Raw genomic sequence first — 18549 nt, 5'->3', positions numbered from 1 at the left:
GTTAGAAGTATTATCTACTAATTTTTTTTATTGGTGACAAAATTGAAACTTATGGCGATTTTAAAGTGCTCATGCTCATGGTTGCTGTAATCATTAGCATCTTCTTGCTGAAAAATGTTTTCAATTACTTTGCCATGTATTACATCACATTTTTAAGAAATGGAGTTCTAAAAGATATAAGAAATGTACTCTTCGGCAAAATAGTGACGTTACCGCTTGCCTTCTACTCTGAAAAATCGAAAGGAGATACAATTTCTCGCGTGAGCAGTGATGTGGATGAAGTCAAGAATTCATTTCTGGCTGCATTGGAAATGATTGTCAGAGAACCACTGACCATTTTGTTTTCATTGATTGCGATGCTTATTTTGAGCGTCAAATTAACATTGTTCGTCTTCATATTTATCCCAATTTCAGGATTTATCATTTCGAAGGTTGGCAAATCGCTAAAAAAAGGCTCCTTAAAAGTACAGCAAGAACAAGGTGTATTTTTGTCCATTCTTGAAGAAACAATGACAGGATTGCGCATTATCAAAGCTTTTGATGTGGAGCATGTGTTCGCAAAGAAGTTTGAAGATTCCAACCAGCGGTATTATACCCATTCAAATTCACTGCTCAATCGCCAAAACTTGGCCTCGCCAATAAGTGAGTTTTTAGGGATTATTGTTATCGGTATTTTATTGGTGTATGGCGGCTACCTGGTATTTGTTGACAACTCCATGGATGCCAGTTTCTTTATAGGCTATATTACTTTGGCGTATAATATTTTAACGCCTGCAAAAGCCATCGCAAAAGCCAGTTATGCTGTTAAAAAAGGAAATGGTGCAGCCAATCGTATTTTGGAATTTTTAGAATCTGAGAATACCATCATGGAAATTGAAAATCCAGTGATTAAAAAAGATTTCGAATCCAGTATCGCTGTCACTAATATTTCATTCAAATATAAAGATGATTTGGTGCTCAAAAACTTTAACCTTAATGTGCCAATAGGAAAAACCGTGGCACTTGTTGGACAATCAGGTAGTGGAAAAAGTACCATTGCCAATTTGATCACTAGGTTTTATGATGTTAATGAAGGCAGCATTGCTATCGATGGCGTAGATATAAGGAACCTGTCGAAAACTTCGCTGAGGGGCATGTTGGGTGTGGTATCTCAGGATTCCATCTTGTTTAATGATACGATTAAAAACAATCTGAAAATTGGGAAGCAAACTGCGACTGACGAAGAAGTTGTCGACGCCTTAAAAATAGCCAACGCGTGGGAGTTTGTGAAAGATCTTCCAGACGGTATTGACTCCAATATTGGGGATTCAGGCAACATGCTCTCTGGCGGCCAAAAGCAGCGCTTGAGTATTGCCAGGGCCGTTCTCAAAAATCCGCCAATTATGATTCTTGATGAAGCTACTTCGGCTTTAGATACTGAAAGTGAGCGTTTAGTGCAGGATGCCCTAGAAAACATGATGCGCAATAGAACTTCAATTGTTATTGCACACAGATTGTCTACCATCAAAAACGCTGATGAAATTGTAGTAATGCAAAAAGGTGAAATTGTTGAACAAGGCAAACACAATCAACTCATTGAAAAGAATGGCGTTTATAAAATGCTTGTAGATATGCAAAGTTTCGAATAAACTTAAATAACTATAAATTAAAAAAAGGATGCCACTACCATGAAGCATCCTTTTTCATTATACTATCAGTCTTGGGGAACACTGATAATTAAGTTAGTTAGGGAAGACAAACATATCACTTTTTATAATACAATGCAAGAAAAAAATGCAATTCATCGTATATTTTTACTTTTAAACGATGATATTAAATCCAACCTGCTGATAAACAGCAATTTGTTGAATATACTTTTTAATTTAATAAAGCATTAAACTTTTTATACCTTCAACAGTCCTATAACAAAACGTTTTACGTGCATAATGACGCGGCTCTTATCTTAAGATTGACCTCTGAAAAAACCAAAGAATCGGCTTTTAAGGAATTACTTGCGCTCTATAAAGAACGTTTGTATTGGCATATCAGAAAGATTGTAGTGTCTCATGATGATGCTGATGATGTCTTACAGAATACCTTTATCAAAGTCTACAAAAACATCCACAGCTTTAAAGGTGAAAGCAAACTATTTTCGTGGATGTACCGCATCGCTACCAATGAAGCCATTACACACTTAAAGCAGAATGCCAGACAAAAAAGCAGCAACAACGAAGAATTACAGCAACAAACCATCGCAAACCTTCAAGCTGATGTTTATTTTGAAGGTAGCGAGATTCAGTTAAAATTACAAAAAGCCTTGGCGACTTTACCGCATAAACAGCAACTCGTTTTCAACATGCGGTATTTTGATGATTTGAAGTATGCAGAAATGTCAGAAATATTAGAAACCAGTGAAGGCGCTTTAAAAGCTTCCTATCACATCGCAGTAAAGAAAATTGAAGCATATTTAACTCGTGATTAAACCTTTTGCAAAATAAAATGTCATAGTAATAGCATGAAAAAAAGTAAGTTACATACGATCAAGGGCACAGGTTTTGAAGCACCCGACTCCTATTTTGACAGCTTTGATGAGCGCTTATTTAAAAAATTGGCGGCTCAAAAAGACATGGCTGCAATGAAAAATTCTGGTTATAAAGTACCCGAAACCTATTTTGATAGCTTTGATGCAAGATTACAAGCACGTCTTAAAAATGAGGATCAGCCAAAAGTAAGAACGCTATTGTCATGGCGAAATACCGTCTATATCTCTGGTGTTGCTGCCGCTCTTGTAGTAATGCTTACTGTTTTTTTTCAATCGGATGATATTCTATCCATAAATCAGATTGAAACCGCTTCTATTGAAAGCTATCTCAATGGAGAAAATCTGAACGCTTATGATATTGCCTCTTTTTTGAGTGCCGATGACATTGTATTAGATGATTTTGTAACACATACTTTTACAGACGAGTCTTTAGAAAATTACCTACTTAATAATACTTCTATTGAAGATTTAATCAACGATAAATGAAAAATGCAATCCTTATAGTGTTCATGATACTGTGCTCATGGTCCACATATTCTCAAAATTCAGAAAAAAGAGAAAAAATTAAAACCCTCAAAGTGGCATTTATTACTGAGCGTTTGTCGTTGACAGAAACGGAAGCCCAAAAATTCTGGCCTATCTACAATGCCTACGAAACTGAAAAAGACGAGCAGCGAAGAATGGGATATGAAAAGCGGAAGCAAATTTCAGAAGATATGACTGAAACGGAAGCCAAAGCCATGTTGAAAGATTTTGTTTCCTTTGAAAGGGAACGCGAAAACTTACGTGCAAATTTTGTAGAAAGTCTGCTTAAAGTGATGCCTGCCAAAAAAATTATCCAGCTCAAATTGGCAGAAGATGAGTTTAATCGGAAAATGCTCCACGAATATAAAAGGCGTCATGGCAGTGATAAACAAAACAATATCCCATAACGGGCAATTGCTCAAAAATCCTAATTCTAAATTCCAAGTTCCAACAGCAGTCCCTTGGAATTTGGAGTTTTTTTTTTTGGAAGTTACTTATTTAAATGTCAATCGTGAGATCCTGCCCTTTCCTCCTGCATATGCCACACTATCATTTAAAAACCGAAGCGTGTAAAATCCCTCATCACTTAAATGTTTCCAAGTGTTCCCGGAATCATATGAATAGTCAATGCCTTTAAAACCGATGGCTACCAATTCTTTTCCGCCTTTATTTGGAACATATTGCACACAACTTCTATAGCCTGGTTCTTTGCCATCACCTATTACTTGCCACGTTTTCCCACCATCAGAAGTTCTGATTTTATTCGCTTTGGCCTGCTCAGGTTTGGTATAATCGCCTCCAATAGCAAATCCGTTTTTTTTGTCATAAAAATCAATTGAATAGATCCCTGTCGTCGCTTCGCCGTTAATCATGGGCGTATCAAAAACTTCCCAGGTCTTACCTTTATCTGAAGAAAATAAAATGCGGCTCGTTTTTCCTCCAGTCGCAACCCAAGTATTACTGCCCACAATAGCGATGTTACTATTGCTTGCTGCAAAAGCTGCCTCTCCCTCCTTAATTTTTGGCAGTTGCTCACAAGGCACTTTATTCCAAGTTTCGCCGCCATCTCTTGTAATGATCATACTGATGCAATCATCTGTTGGATCTCCAATAGCAATGCCTTCTTTAGAATTCCAAAAGGTTAATGCATCATAAAACACCTTCTCGTGAACTTCTTTATAGACAACTTCCATCTCGCCGGTTTCTCCTGTTTTGAACAATAAGGCTGGATTTTCAACGGTCAACATAAAAAAATCATTTGTCGTTCTTGCCACAGCCCTAAACTGTAAATTCAAAGTGTCATACTTTTGTTTAGCGCTAGCCCACTCCTCTGTAAGTGGATTGTACAATCCGAAAACACCGTGGTTGGCGGCAAAGGCAACACTTTTATCAGTGGCCACATCAATGGCTCTGATACTTAAAAGCGTATCCTTGTAAATGGTTTCAATTTCAACTGAGTCTATTCTTTTTTTAACCTTTTGATCATCATTTATACATGACGAAAACGTGGCAAACACTAAAACGCAGATTAAAATTCTCATCATTATTTTTTTCTTGAAAGGTAATTGTTTTCGCATTAAAAATATTAAAATAGTAATACATTCGCAGCATTTTAGCGTAACTTTGCAGTCGCAATTTTTATAATAAAACTTGCAGTCGTTTAACTATACGACTCACAACAAACAAATTGACAAATGAGATTACACAGAAATCTATGTTTTGCAGTTATTGATGGATTGATGCTGATTTTTAATGAAGGTCAATACGCTGACAAAGTCATATCGCAACTTCTAAAACGCGACAAACGCTGGGGCGCTCGCGATCGCGGATTCGTTGCAGAAACCACTTACGACATCGTAAGATGGAAACGCCTCTATGCTGAAATTGCTGAAGTTAAAGAACCTTTTGACAGAGATAATATTTGGAGAATGTTTGCGGTTTGGGCAACCTTAAAAGGTATAAAACTACCTGATTGGCCTTATTTTGAAAATACACCAACCCGAAAAATCAAAGGGAAGTTTGATGAACTATCAAAAATCAGAAAATACAGAGAATCTATTCCTGATTGGATGGATGAATTGGGCGAAAAAGAATTGGGCAAAGAACTTTGGACCAAAGAAATCAGTGCCCTCAATGAACAAGCGGATGTTATTTTAAGAGTCAATACTTTAAAAACAACAAAAGAAGCGTTGCAGGCCGAACTGTTCGATTTAGATTTTGACACTGAGTTTTTACCAAATTACCCAGATGCCTTAAAGCTAAAAGAACGGGCAAACGTATTTCAAACAGAAGCCTTTAAGAATGGTTTCTTTGAAGTCCAAGATGCGTCATCACAATTGGTGGCCGACTTTTTGAATGTTGAACCAGGAATGCGTGTTGTGGATGCTTGCGCTGGCGCCGGTGGAAAAACATTGCACATTGCCACCTTAATGCAAAACAAGGGTCAAGTGATTGCGCTTGATATTTATGGTAACAAGCTCAATGAACTTAAACGAAGAGCCAAACGCAACGGTGTTTTTAATGTTGAAACAAGAGCGATTGAAACTACCAAAGTCATCAAAAAATTATATGACAAGGCTGACCGGGTATTGATTGACGCCCCGTGTTCTGGTTTGGGCGTGTTGAGAAGAAATCCGGATGCCAAATGGAAACTACAACCGGAATTTATTGAGAACATTAAAAAAACCCAACAGGAAATTTTACAGCAGTATGCAAAAATCGTAAAATCTGGAGGACAGTTGGTTTATGCAACATGCTCCATCTTGCCATCAGAGAATCAGGATCAAATTAATTATTTCTTAACATCCGAAACAGGAAAAGATTTTACTTTTGTTACTGATAAGAAAGTATTGTCACATATTTCTGGCTATGACGGATTTTATATGGCTCTTTTAAAGAAAAACTAATTCAACATAAACTATAAATATGAAACAACTCTACGTAATCTTATTATCATCCATCGTATTTTCAGGTTACGCGCAAGTACCTGCAAACTATTACAATTCTGCAAGTGGCCTAGAAGGCTATGCCTTAAAAACAGAATTACACGCTATCATTTCAACAGGATATGTCCAAAAATCTTATGGTGATCTTTATGGTGGCTATCAAACTACTGATGTGGACAGTTACTACGAAATGGATGGTTCGGTTTTAGATGTTTATTCAGAAAAACCTGCAGGAGCTGATTCCTATACATACGAACATGTTTCAGGAGACAGATGTGGTTCATATAGTAGTGAGGCAGATTGTTATAATAGAGAGCATATCATTCCACAATCAGTTTTCAACGAAGCTTTACCGATGGTGTCTGACATTCACCAGGTTATCCCAACAGATGGTTTTGTGAATAATAAGCGTAGTAACTTCCCTTTTGGAATAGTCAACAGCCCAACTTGGACCTCAACTAACGGCTCTAAAGTTGGTTCAAACTCATCTTCAGGGTACTCTGGTGATGCATTTGAACCTATTGATGAATTTAAAGGCGATATTGCGCGTTCTGTATTATACTTTGCTGTCCGATATGAAGGACAAGTAGGCAGTTGGAGTTTCCCAATGTTTAATGGCACTAACGATAGGGTTTTTACGGAATGGGCTTTGAATATTTTATTGGATTGGCATGCTGCAGATCCTGTTTCTCAACGTGAAATTGACAGAAATAACGCTGCCTATAATTATCAAAATAATGCCAATCCGTTTATAAGCCATCCTGAATATGCGAATATGATATGGAGTCAAACGGCCGATACTGAAGCACCATCATCACCAACAAACTTGATGGTTACCAATGAAGCTTCTACCAATATTTCTCTTTCTTGGACAGCTTCTACAGACAACATTGGTGTGACTTCTTATGATATTTATGTTGGTGGCACTTTTAATACAACCGTAACTACCAATCTAGGTACTGTTTCTGGCTTAACCCCGGAGACCACTTATACATTTACTGTTTTAGCTAAAGATTCCGGAAACAATATCTCAGCGCAAAGTGCTGCTGTTAATGGAACAACAACTGAGGCAGGAACAAATGGTGGCGAATGTGCAAATGAAACATTTTCCAATTTCGAATTGCCCCTAGCATCTTCTTATGCTGATAGAACTTGGACTGGTGATAATGGAATGTTGTGGACTGCTACAAGAGCTAGAACAGATCAATCTATTACAACAGGCAATTCTGCCATTGCATTTGATGGAAGAAATGACAGCAATGGCTCTATAAGTTCCCCAATGATTTCAGGTGGTATCGGAGCATTGACCGTTACTACGCTTCGTCTTTTTAGTGGTGGCACAGGTAACTTGACCTTGTATGTCAATAATGTTTCAAAAGGTGTCATACCTTACAGTGATGTGGCGCAAACCACTACACTGACCGGTATTAATGAAGAAGGCGATGTGACTATAGTTATAAAGGAAGATACCGCGGGAGGAGATCGTGTGGCCATTGATAATTTATCCTGGACCTGCTATACAACTTTAGGCCTTGAAGATAATGACCTTTCAAATATCAAGATGTATCCAAACCCTTCAAAATTAGGTTATGTAACTATAAAAGCCAATCAAGACTTGACAGCTGAAGTTTTTGATATTCTTGGCAAAAAAGTAAAGGTTCAAAGCTTAAGTCAAGACCAAAACAAATTGAATGTTTCGAGTTTAACGCAAGGTGTTTATTTGATTAAGTTATCATCAGAAACAGGATCAGTCATTAAAAAATTGATCAAACAATAAACTACAACTCTTTACGAAAAGCGACCTTAACAAGTCGCTTTTTTTATGCTTCATTTTAAAATAATATCCTTAAAAAGGGTTAATTTTGCACTTTCAAAAGACAACTTGTCTGCTCAAACGGCAGACGCAAACTAAGACCTAATGATTCATTTCTTTGGAAACGCAGACAGCAAGATTTTTGCTGTTCAAACCCGCCAAAATCTCGGGCAAGCAACAAAAGAATTAAGCCCTGAAACCATCTCCAAATTGGTATGGTTGTTTGGCAACCAACCTCTACTACTACAAGCATCTCTCGATGCTTTTTTTGTTGGTCCACGGGCTGCGATGATTACGCCTTGGAGCACAAACGCTGTTGAAATTACTCAGAACATGGGAATTTCTGATATTATCCGTATTGAGGAATTCCAGGCTGTAACGGAAGATTTTAAAGATTTTGATCCCATGATATCCGAAAAGTATAAAGGTATCAACCAAGATTCATTTACCATTCATATCCAACCGGAATCTATTTTGGATATCGCTGATATTTCAGCCTATAACCAACAGGAAGGGCTGGCGCTCAATGATGAAGAAATTGACTATTTGGAAGAAGTTTCAAAAAAAATAGGCAGAAAACTGACTGACTCTGAAGTCTTCGGGTTCTCACAGGTCAACAGTGAACATTGCCGTCATAAAATTTTTAACGGTACTTTTGTTATTGATGGCGAAGAGAAAGAAACGTCATTGTTCAAGATGATTCGGGAAACCTCCAACAAAAATCCGAATACTATTGTTTCTGCATACAAGGACAACGTCGCTTTTATAAAAGGTCCAACTGTTGAACAATTTGCCCCAAAAACAGCAGACAAGCCCGATTTTTATCAAACTAAAAATTATGAATCGGTGATTTCATTAAAAGCAGAAACCCATAATTTCCCAACCACTGTAGAGCCTTTTAATGGTGCTGCCACAGGTTCAGGAGGTGAAATCAGAGATAGACTTGCAGGTGGAAAAGGTTCTTTGCCATTGGCAGGAACCGCGGTTTATATGACCTCTTATTCCCGATTGGAAGAAAACCGTCCTTGGGAGCAAAAAATGGAAGCACGTCCTTGGTTGTACCAAACTCCAAAGGATATTTTAATAAAAGCCTCTAATGGTGCATCAGACTTTGGTAACAAATTTGGGCAACCGTTGATTTGTGGGTCTGTGTTGACTTTTGAGCATGACGAACATAAGGACTCTTCAGCTAGTTCAGCGTCTGCACGCAAACTGGGTTACGACAAAGTCATCATGCAGGCTGGGGGAATTGGCTATGGAAAAGCAGATCAAGCTTTGAAAGACACGCCTAAAATAGGTGACAAAGTAGTCATCTTAGGTGGTGAAAACTACCGCATTGGGATGGGTGGTGCTGCAGTGTCATCTGCAGATACTGGCGAATTTTCTACAGGTATCACCTTAAACGCCGTACAACGCTCCAATCCGGAAATGCAAAAACGAGCCGCTAACGCTGTACGTGGGATGGTGGAAAGTGAAGAAAACTATATCGTTTCCATCCATGATCATGGTGCTGGAGGCCATTTAAATTGTTTGAGTGAATTGGTAGAAGACACCGGCGGACATATCGATTTAGATAAATTGCCCGTTGGCGATCCTACATTATCGGCAAAAGAAATTATCGGCAATGAGTCCCAAGAACGAATGGGCTTGATCATTGCTGAAAAACATTTGGAAACCCTTCAAAATATAGCAGATAGAGAGCGTTCGCCAATGTATACTGTGGGTGATGTTACTGGAACCCATCGCTTTACTTTTGAATCCAAAACAACTGGAGAAAAACCGATGGATTTGGAAATGAGTGACATGTTTGGAAGTTCTCCAAAAACAATCATGACTGATAACACGGTCGCTAGAAATTACGATGCCGTCACCTATAAAAAAGATAAATTTTACGATTATTTAGACCAATTATTACAATTGGAGGCTGTGGCCTGTAAAGATTGGTTGACCAATAAAGTGGACCGTTGCGTGGGCGGAAAAGTCGCCAAACAACAATGTGCTGGTCCTTTGCAGCTCCCGCTCAATAATGTTGCCGTGATGGCATTAGATTATAAAGGGAAAGAAGGCGTTGCCACGTCCATTGGCCACTCGCCTATTGCAGGTCTGATTGATCCTGTGGCGGGCAGCAGAAACGGGATTACGGAAGCGTTGACCAATATCATGTGGGCGCCCCTAAAAGATGGATTGCAAAGTGTGTCACTTTCAGCCAACTGGATGTGGCCATGCAAAAACGAAGGTGAAGACGCCCGACTTTACGAAGCTGTAAAAGCAGTTTCTGAATTTGCCATTGATTTGGGTATTAATGTGCCTACCGGAAAAGATTCGCTTTCAATGAAGCAGAAATATCCAAATGAAGACGTTATTTCCCCAGGAACGGTGATTATTTCTGCAGCAGGTAACTGTAATGACATCACCCAAGTTGTGGAACCTGTTTTTAAGAAAAATGCAGGCAACATTTATTATATCAATATTTCACAAGATAATTTTAAATTAGGAGGAAGCTCATTTGCACAAATTCTCAACAAAATTGGCGAGGAAGCTCCAAAAGTTCAGGATGCTGGATATGTAAAAACAGTTTTCAACACCATTCAAGATTTAATCAAGGACAATCAAATTGTTGCAGGACATGATGTGGCGTCTGGCGGATTGATCACCACCTTATTGGAAATGTGTTTTGCTGATACTAATTTGGGTGCTAAATTGGATCTTACTGCTTTAGGCGAAAACGATTCATTCAAAATCCTTTTTGCTGAGAATGCAGGAATTGTTTTTCAAACCACTGACGCTTCCGCAGAAAAAATATTGAGTGACGCAAATATTGAGTTTTTCAACATAGGAACCGTTATCGATGGTGACGTGCTTAACCTCAAGAACGGACGAGAAGAATTCACCATGGGGATTTCGAAATTGCGTGACATGTGGTTTAAAACCTCTTATCTACTCGATCAAAAACAAATTGCCAACGGATTAGCGAAAGACCGATTTGATAATTATAAAAATCAACCGCTCATCTATAAATTCCCTGAACATTTCACAGGGAAATTACCGATCAGTTCAAGCGAAGTCGAGAAACCAAAAGCAGCAATATTGCGCGAAAAAGGCTCCAATTCTGAGCGTGAAATGGCAAACGCCATGTATCTCGCCGGTTTTGATGTGAAGGATGTGCACATGACCGACTTGATTTCTGGTCGTGAAACCTTAGAAGATATTCAGTTTTTAGGTGCTGTTGGCGGGTTTTCAAATTCGGACGTTTTAGGATCTGCAAAAGGATGGGCAGGCGCTATCAAATACAACGAGAAAGCCAATAAAGTCATTCAGGATTTCTTTAAAAGAGAAGACACACTTACTGTGGGCATTTGTAATGGCGCGCAACTTTGGATGGAATTGGAACTGGTCAACCCTGAGCATGAAACTCATGGCAAATTGACTTATAACACCTCCAACAAACACGAAAGCGGCTTTACGTCAGTAGAAATTCAAAAAAACAATTCGGTCATGCTTTCAAGTTTAGCAGGCAGCACATTAGGCGTGTGGATCTCACATGGCGAAGGCAAGTTTCAATTACCGCTGTCTGAAAATAATTATGATATCGTTGCGAAATATGGCTACAAGGGGTATCCTGCAAATCCAAATGGCTCTGACTTTAACACGGCTATGCTGTGTGATAAAACCGGAAGACATTTAGTGACCATGCCGCATATTGAACGTTCTACATTTCAATGGAACTGGGCACATTATCCTGAAGGCAGAAAAGATGAAGTTTCGCCATGGTTGGAGGCATTTGTTAATGCCCGTAAATGGATTGAAAATCAATAAGATTGATTTATCATATTAGGAATATACAGGGGGTTTTATTATTAAAAACCTCCTTTTTTTAGGTCCACATTTGAAAATCCTATTTAATTTCATACTTTGCAGATACTTAACTTCATATAACTGATGACAGAAATTACCAGACTTTTTGATATCCCAAGGCATCAACTTGAACTTTACAATCTTGATAAAGCGCTTATTACAAAATACAACGGCGAATGGAAATCAATTTCCACCAAAGAGTATATTGCTCAAGCCAATGGCATCAGCAGAGGTTTGCTACGTTTGGGCATACAACCTAATGATAAAATTGCTGTCATTTCTACCACTAATAGAACGGAATGGAATGTGATGGATATTGGTATTTTGCAAATTGGGGCGCAAAATACGCCCATCTACCCAACCATTTCTGAAGAAGATTATGAATATATTTTAAATCACTCAGAATCTGTCATATGCTTTGTTTCTGATACAGAAGTTTTAACCAAAGTCAATGCTATTAAAGCAAACACCAAGTTGCGCGAAGTTTACACTTTTGATGACATTGAAGGTGAAAAAAGCTGGAAAGACATTCTGGAATTAGGTAAAGATGAGAGCAATCAAAATGAGCTAGAAGCACGAATGGCGGCTGTAAAAACAGACGATTTGGCCACATTGATATATACGTCGGGAACTACAGGAAGACCAAAAGGGGTTATGCTCTCACATCAAAACTTAGTGTCAAACGTCTTGGACAGCCAAAAACGGGTGCCCTTTGAAAATGGAAAGTCTAAAGCGCTAAGCTTCTTACCCGTTTGCCATGTTTTTGAACGTATGATTTTGTATTTGTATCAATACTGTGGGGTAGAGATCTATTTTGCTGAGTCCATTGACAAAATGAGTGATAATCTCAAGGAAGTAAAACCTCACGTGATGACTGCGGTGCCTAGACTTTATGAAAAAGTCTATGATAAAATTGTAGCTAAAGGAAGCGAGTTGACTGGCATCAAGAAAAAACTATTCTTTTGGGCTATCGAATTAGGCCTAGAATATGAACCTTATGGCGCCAATGGCTGGTGGTATGAAACACAACTTAAAATTGCCAGAAAACTCATCTTCAGTAAATGGAAAGAAGGATTGGGCGGTAATCTAGACCTTATGGTTTCTGGAAGCGCTGCTTTACAACCGCGACTTACACGAACATTTGCTGCTGCACAAATGCCAATTATGGAAGGCTATGGCTTGACAGAAACGTCTCCGGTAATTTCAGTAAACGACATGCGGGACGAAGGTTTTAGAGTAGGCACAGTGGGAAGGGTAATCGACAATGTAGATGTTAAGATTGCTGAAGATGGCGAGATATTAGTAAAAGGTCCGAATGTCATGTTGGGCTATTTCAAAGAACCTGATAAAACAAGAGAAGTCATGACCGGCGATTATTTCCACACTGGAGATATTGGCGAAATAGATGCTGATGGCTTTTTAAAGATTACAGACCGTAAAAAAGAAATGTTTAAAACTTCGGGAGGTAAATATGTTGCTCCAGCGCTTTTGGAAAATGCCTTAAAACAATCCCGATTTATTGAGCAAATTATGGTAATCGGTGAAGGTGAGAAAATGCCGGCAGCACTGATTCAACCTAATTTTGAATTCATTAAAGAGTGGATCAAACACAAAGAAAAAGACATCAAGTTAAATAATTCATCAATTGAAAAATCAGAAGCTGTACTCGCTCGAATCCAAAAAGAGATAGATAAGGCCAATGAAAATTTTGGTAAATGGGAACAGATCAAAAAATTTGAATTGACCCCAGATATTTGGACTATTGAAGGTGGCCACTTGACGCCAACAATGAAAATGAAACGCAAAATCATCAAAGAAAAATATAAGGATCTTATTGAAAAAATTTATAGACCTTAAACACCAAGAGCTTCTAATTAGGAAGCTCTTTTTATTTGTCTAAACTCAACCTCTTATCCACAATCCGCTCAAAGTAATCTTCCAGAAAAGCTTTACAAGCTTTCTCAGTTTCTTCCATCTCTGGCGTTTTATTGGCGATCAGGTTATTTTCCAAACTTTTATCGTTGATATCATAAAATCCTGTGGCCTGTTTACCATCAAAAGTGCAGATGTAATTGCCACGTTGCAAGTGGTATTGTGAGGCGTTATAATTGATGGCGAAGGGCTCAACACCGTCTTTTGAAATAAGACTCCTACCCCAACTTCTAAAGGGTTGGTCATACCCTATTATGTCCATCAACGTCGGATAAATATCGATTTGCTGCGCCAACTCATTACTGCTTCCAACCAAGCTGCCATCTGACTTATAGAACAAAATTGGAACCGCACGCCTGTTGATGACTTTGTTATACACATCATAATACACTTGATTACAATGATCGGCCGTAATTACAAATATGGTATTGTCAAACCAAGGCTCTTTTTTGGCGGCTTCAAAAAATTGCTTAAACGCATAATCGGTATAGCCCACAGGCTCGTGCATTGGGATGTGGCCTTCTGGAAATTTACCATCGTATTTTTCAGGAATGTTGAAAGGCTCATGAGAAGACACTGTAAATACCGTACTGAAAAAAGGTTGTATCTTTTGATCTAATGTTGATTTCATGAACTGTAAAAAAGGCTCATCCCAAATACCCCAACTGCCATCAAAATCGTCGTCATTTCCATAGTCTTCCATTCCATAATAATGATCAAAGCCCAAAATATTACTAAAGCCTAAAAATCCCATGGACCCATTTGGAGCCCCATGGAAAAAGGAGGTGTCATAATCCAAATCGTTTAAAACCGAAACCAAGCTTTGAATCTCCTGATTGGAGTAACTAGACGACGTAAAGGCATCTGCAAAAGAAGGAATGCCAGACAACACTGAAGACATGCCATGAATGGACTTGCTGCCGTTGGCAAAAGCATTCGGAAAAATAAGACTGTGTTGCGCCAACGAATCTAAAAAAGGCGTATACCCCACATAGTCATCAATGCCAATATCTTTATTAAAGGAAGCAAGATATTCCCTACCCATACTTTCTGTAATAATCACCACGATATTCGGTTTGGTGGAAGGATTATTTTCGTAGTGTTTAATAGGCTTGATGTAGAATTGGATCTCTTCATCAGTAACATCATAATCCACTTTCTTAAAACTGTTGTTGTTAAACGTTCTTATAAAGGCAAACGTAGTGTTCAATACCAAATCTGCCTGCTCCATCTTATTAACATGTTTACTGGCATCTACCAAATTGATAGGTCGGGTACTTTTTTTGAAATCGCCTCCCCTAATACCGCCAACAATAAATGTCCCAATAATAACAAACCCAACAGCTGAAGATATGTAATACGTTTTGGTAGATAAGCGATGTGCTGACGGATGGATTTTGACACGTTTATAAAGATAGACCCATAGAACGCTAACCAAAATAAACAAGACATACACATGCCAATAACTAACCATAAACCTAAAGAACATAGCGGTTTTATTTCCTTCGTTTTTTACAACATCCAAAACCGACAAAGTAGTTCTTGCAAAATTAAATTTGTAGTAGATAAAATCAACAAAATTAAGTGCATAGGCTATCAAATTGGTACTAAAATACACATACAATAGCAGCTTCCGGTACCACGAAGACGTTGTTACACGAAGCGGTATTATAGACAACAGAATAAAAAGCAGGTTGACATATAAGATAGCAGCCGTATCAAAAGCCAATCCGTAGTATGACAATCTAAAAAATTCGCTTACAGAATGGACCTCTAAAACATCATAGTTATATAGGAAGAATAAAAATCTGGCCAGAAAATAAAACGCATAGGCCAAAAACAGACGGTATAGTAAAATTGTATACTCCTGTTTCCGAAAGAATAACTTCATGTAAAAATGATAATATTAATATGAGGCGCAAAAGTACAAATAACACGCTTATCATTGCACAATTGTCGTGTATAATCGCTAACAAATAACAATTAGTAGCACTCAAATTTTCTAAAATAAATTTTTACGATTTACTATGCATGCATAATAAATTTTTGTATATTTGGATTCCTTATGAATTACAATGAAAGATAAAACCATTGATTATGTACTCAAAACCACATGGTTAGCGGTTACAAAAATGTATAACGAAGAAGCTGCTAAATTTGACAGCACAATGGCAACAGGTTTTGCCCTCTTGAGTATTGATCCAGAAAAAGGAACACCTTCAACTTCTATGGGTCCTAAAATGGGAATGGAGGCCACGAGCTTATCCAGAACTTTAAAATCAATGGAAGCACGCGGTTTGATTGAAAGGCACCCAAATCCGGAAGATGGACGTGGGGTATTAATTTTCCTGACCGATTTTGGAAAAGAAAAACGTGCCTACTCAAGGGAAAAGGTATTGACCTTTAACGAAACTATTCGGAAAAGTGTTACTGAAGAACAACTCAATAACTTTTACGAAGTCGCCGAAAAAATCAATAACATGATTTCCAACAAGAATATTTACAACCAAAAAGAAAATAGTTTATAATAAGATGAGCAAACGTAGAATAAAAAAAGTGGCCATTATTGGCTCCGGAATTATGGGAAGCGGAATTGCATGTCATTTTGCCAATATTGGTGTTGATGTGTTGCTTTTAGACATTGTTCCGAGAGAACTGACTGATGCTGAAAAAGCGAAAGGACTGACTTTAGAGGACAAAGCCGTTAGAAACAGAATTGTTAACGACTCTTTGACTGCCTCTCTAAAATCTAAGCCCTCTCCTATCTACCACCCATCTTTTGCAAGCAGAATTACCACTGGTAATCTTGAAGACGACATTGCAAAAGTAAAAGATGTGGATTGGATTATGGAAGTTGTTGTAGAGCGCTTGGATATTAAAAAACAAGTTTTTGAAAAACTTGAAAAATATCGGACGCCAGGAACCTTGATTACCTCAAACACCTCTGGAATTCCTATTCACTTTATGAGTGAAGGACGAAGTGAAGATTTTCAGAAGCATTTTTGCGGCACACACTTTTTCAATCCTGCACGCTACTTAAAATTATTTGAAATTATTCCAGGCCCCAAAACCTCTCAAGAGGTGTTGGATTTCTTGAAAATTTATGGTGAAAAATTCCTTGGAAAAACATCGGTTATTGCCAAAGACACGCCTGCATTTATCGGAAACCGTATTGGGATTTTCGGTATTCAAAGTCTGTTCCATCAAGTTAAGGAAATGGATTTGACGGTTGAAGAGGTTGATAAATTGACGGGGCCTGTTATTGGCCGTCCTAAATCGGCAACTTTCAGAACTGTTGATGTGGTTGGCCTGGACACTCTTGTGCATGTAGCTAATGGTATTTACGAAAACTGCCCGGAAGACGAAGCTCACGAGCTTTTCAAACTACCTGACTTCATCAATACCATGATGGAAAACAAATGGCTAGGAAGTAAAACTGGTCAGGGTTTCTATAAAAAAGAAGGTAAGGATATTAGAACCTTAGACTTAAACACGCTAGAATATAGAGATCGGAAATCGGCAAAATTTGCGACCCTAGAACTCACAAAAACCGTCGACAAAGTCGTCGATCGTTTTCCTATTTTAATTTCAGGAAAAGATAAAGCTGGCGAATTCTACAGAAAGAATTTTGCCGCCATGTTTGCTTACGTCTCTAATAGAATTCCGGAAATTACTGACGAGCTTTATAAAATAGACGACGCCATGAAAGCTGGATTTGGCTGGGAACACGGACCTTTCCAAATTTGGGATGCTGTGGGTGTTGAAAAAGGAATTGAATTAATAAAAGCGGAAGGATTAGAGCCTGCAGCTTGGGTTAATGAGATGCTGGAATCTGGCAACAAATCGTTTTACACTGTTAAAGAGGGAAGCACATTCTTTTACGATATTCCATCCAAAAAACAAGAAAAAGTACCTGGACAGGATGCCTTTATCATTTTAGATAACATTCGAAAATCCAAAGAAGTCTATAAAAACTCAGGCGTTGTGGTCGAAGATTTGGGAGACGGCATCCTTAATGTGGAATTCCAATCTAAAATGAACACCATTGGCGGCGATGTCCTTTCAGGATTGAATAAAGCCATAGACATTGCAGAAAAAGATTTTGCTGGATTGGTTGTTGGTAATCAAGCCGCAAACTTTTCTGTAGGTGCCAATATCGGTATGATTTTTATGATGGCTGCTGAACAGGAATATGATGAGTTGAACGCTGCCATTAAATATTTTCAAGATTCGATGATGCGCATGCGTTATTCTGCTATCCCTACCATTGCGGCTCCTCATGGCATGGCGCTTGGTGGTGGTTGTGAACTGTCAATGCACGCCGATAAAGTAGTGGCTGCAGCAGAAACCTATATGGGACTTGTAGAATTTGGGGTAGGTGTGATTCCTGGTGGCGGCGGATCTAAAGAGATGGCGCTTCGTGCCCAGGATCTTTTCCGAAAAGGAGATGTGGAACTCAACACACTTCAAGAATACTTCTTAACCATTGCTATGGCAAAAGTATCTACATCTGCTTATGAAGCCTTCGATTTGGGAGTGCTACAAAAAGGCAAGGATATTATCGTGGTGAATAAAGACCGACAGTTGGCAATGGCAAAAGCACATGCCAAACTAATGGCCGATGCTGGTTATACACAACCTATAAAACGAACTGATATTAAAGTACTCGGAAGACAAGCTTTAGGGATGTTCATGGTTGGCACAGATGCGATGGAAGACAGTAATTACATCAGTGCACACGACCAAAAAATAGCCAATAAATTAGCTTATGTAATGGCTGGAGGTGACTTATCAGAACCAACCTTAGTCAGTGAACAATATCTATTGGATTTGGAACGTGAAGCCTTTTTGTCTTTAGCTACAGAAAGAAAAACCTTGGAAAGAATTCAGCATATGCTGAAGACTGGAAAGCCATTAAGAAATTAGAATCCCATCCCAACCTTCCCAAAGGGAAGGAG

At 38.4% G+C, this 18549-nt stretch carries 11 protein-coding genes and 1 pseudogene; 10 read left to right on the top strand and 2 right to left on the bottom strand.

Translation table 11 applies throughout. The features are described from left to right. Positions 1-41: 41 nt before the first annotated feature. From A9996_RS17470 to A9996_RS17455, 4 genes and pseudogenes are all read left to right on the top strand, one after another. Positions 42-1628, top strand: a pseudogene (locus A9996_RS17470) (ABC transporter ATP-binding protein); the annotation flags it as partial. Between the two features lie 290 nt (positions 1629-1918). Beyond that, positions 1919-2461, top strand: a complete 543-nt coding sequence (locus A9996_RS17465; RefSeq protein ID WP_066438231.1) for an RNA polymerase sigma factor — start codon at positions 1919-1921, stop codon at positions 2459-2461. Between the two features lie 33 nt (positions 2462-2494). After that, positions 2495-3007 carry a hypothetical protein gene (locus A9996_RS17460; protein ID WP_066438229.1) on the top strand — a complete coding sequence of 171 codons (513 nt, stop codon included), beginning with the start codon at positions 2495-2497 and terminating at the stop codon, positions 3005-3007. Further along, positions 3004-3453, top strand: coding sequence for a hypothetical protein (locus A9996_RS17455; RefSeq protein WP_066438227.1), 450 nt, complete (start codon positions 3004-3006; stop codon positions 3451-3453). The genes A9996_RS17460 and A9996_RS17455 overlap by 4 nt, the downstream gene beginning before the upstream one ends. Positions 3454-3540: 87 nt before the next feature. On the opposite strand, the gene A9996_RS17450 is transcribed toward A9996_RS17455, so the two are convergent. Then, positions 3541-4587 (bottom strand): sialidase family protein, encoded by a 1047-nt coding sequence (locus A9996_RS17450; RefSeq protein ID WP_066438234.1) that lies wholly within the window; start codon positions 4585-4587, stop codon positions 3541-3543. Positions 4588-4740: 153 nt separating this feature from the next. On the opposite strand from A9996_RS17450, the gene A9996_RS17445 reads away from it, so the two are divergent. From A9996_RS17445 to A9996_RS17430, 4 genes are all read left to right on the top strand, one after another. Beyond that, a complete protein-coding gene (locus A9996_RS17445) occupies positions 4741-5952 on the top strand; it encodes an RsmB/NOP family class I SAM-dependent RNA methyltransferase (protein WP_066438225.1) in 1212 nt (403 codons plus the stop codon). Positions 5953-5971: 19 nt separating this feature from the next. Continuing rightward, positions 5972-7768 carry an endonuclease gene (locus A9996_RS17440; protein ID WP_066438217.1) on the top strand — a complete coding sequence of 599 codons (1797 nt, stop codon included), beginning with the start codon at positions 5972-5974 and terminating at the stop codon, positions 7766-7768. A gap of 141 nt (positions 7769-7909) precedes the next feature. Beyond that, positions 7910-11620 carry a phosphoribosylformylglycinamidine synthase gene (gene purL, locus A9996_RS17435; RefSeq protein ID WP_066438215.1) on the top strand — a complete coding sequence of 1237 codons (3711 nt, stop codon included), beginning with the start codon at positions 7910-7912 and terminating at the stop codon, positions 11618-11620. A 123-nt stretch (positions 11621-11743) separates the two neighbouring features. Beyond that, complete coding sequence (locus A9996_RS17430) at positions 11744-13516, top strand: AMP-dependent synthetase/ligase (protein WP_066438212.1); 1773 nt, start codon at positions 11744-11746, stop codon at positions 13514-13516. A 31-nt stretch (positions 13517-13547) separates the two neighbouring features. On the opposite strand, the gene A9996_RS17425 is transcribed toward A9996_RS17430, so the two are convergent. Then, entirely contained in the window at positions 13548-15482 is a 1935-nt protein-coding gene (locus A9996_RS17425; protein WP_066438206.1) for an LTA synthase family protein, read from the bottom strand. Between the two features lie 184 nt (positions 15483-15666). On the opposite strand from A9996_RS17425, the gene A9996_RS17420 reads away from it, so the two are divergent. Next, the gene (locus A9996_RS17420) at positions 15667-16119 is read left to right on the top strand and encodes a MarR family winged helix-turn-helix transcriptional regulator (protein WP_066438204.1); all 453 of its coding nucleotides are present in this window, start codon (positions 15667-15669) and stop codon (positions 16117-16119) included. A gap of 4 nt (positions 16120-16123) precedes the next feature. Next, positions 16124-18517 (top strand): 3-hydroxyacyl-CoA dehydrogenase/enoyl-CoA hydratase family protein, encoded by a 2394-nt coding sequence (locus tag A9996_RS17415; protein WP_066438201.1) that lies wholly within the window; start codon positions 16124-16126, stop codon positions 18515-18517. Positions 18518-18549 lie beyond the last annotated feature (32 nt).

The organism is Gelidibacter algens (genome assembly GCF_001678675.1).
In the GTDB taxonomy this organism is placed as follows: domain Bacteria; phylum Bacteroidota; class Bacteroidia; order Flavobacteriales; family Flavobacteriaceae; genus Gelidibacter; species Gelidibacter algens.
Note: the sequence above shows the minus strand (reverse complement) of the source record. Positions and strands in the feature narration are given on the sequence as shown.

Bases quoted from the DNA above. Each gene is read 5' to 3' on its own strand.
- A9996_RS17460 (WP_066438229.1), top strand. From the start codon at position 2,495: ATGAAAAAAAGTAAGTTACATACGATCAAGGGCACAGGTTTTGAAGCA.
- A9996_RS17455 (WP_066438227.1), top strand. From the start codon at position 3,004: ATGAAAAATGCAATCCTTATAGTGTTCATGATACTGTGCTCATGGTCC.
- A9996_RS17450 (WP_066438234.1), bottom strand. From the start codon at position 4,587: ATGAGAATTTTAATCTGCGTTTTAGTGTTTGCCACGTTTTCGTCATGT.
- A9996_RS17445 (WP_066438225.1), top strand. From the start codon at position 4,741: ATGAGATTACACAGAAATCTATGTTTTGCAGTTATTGATGGATTGATG.
- A9996_RS17440 (WP_066438217.1), top strand. From the start codon at position 5,972: ATGAAACAACTCTACGTAATCTTATTATCATCCATCGTATTTTCAGGT.
- purL (WP_066438215.1), top strand. From the start codon at position 7,910: ATGATTCATTTCTTTGGAAACGCAGACAGCAAGATTTTTGCTGTTCAA.
- A9996_RS17430 (WP_066438212.1), top strand. From the start codon at position 11,744: ATGACAGAAATTACCAGACTTTTTGATATCCCAAGGCATCAACTTGAA.
- A9996_RS17425 (WP_066438206.1), bottom strand. From the start codon at position 15,482: ATGAAGTTATTCTTTCGGAAACAGGAGTATACAATTTTACTATACCGT.
- A9996_RS17420 (WP_066438204.1), top strand. From the start codon at position 15,667: ATGAAAGATAAAACCATTGATTATGTACTCAAAACCACATGGTTAGCG.
- A9996_RS17415 (WP_066438201.1), top strand. From the start codon at position 16,124: ATGAGCAAACGTAGAATAAAAAAAGTGGCCATTATTGGCTCCGGAATT.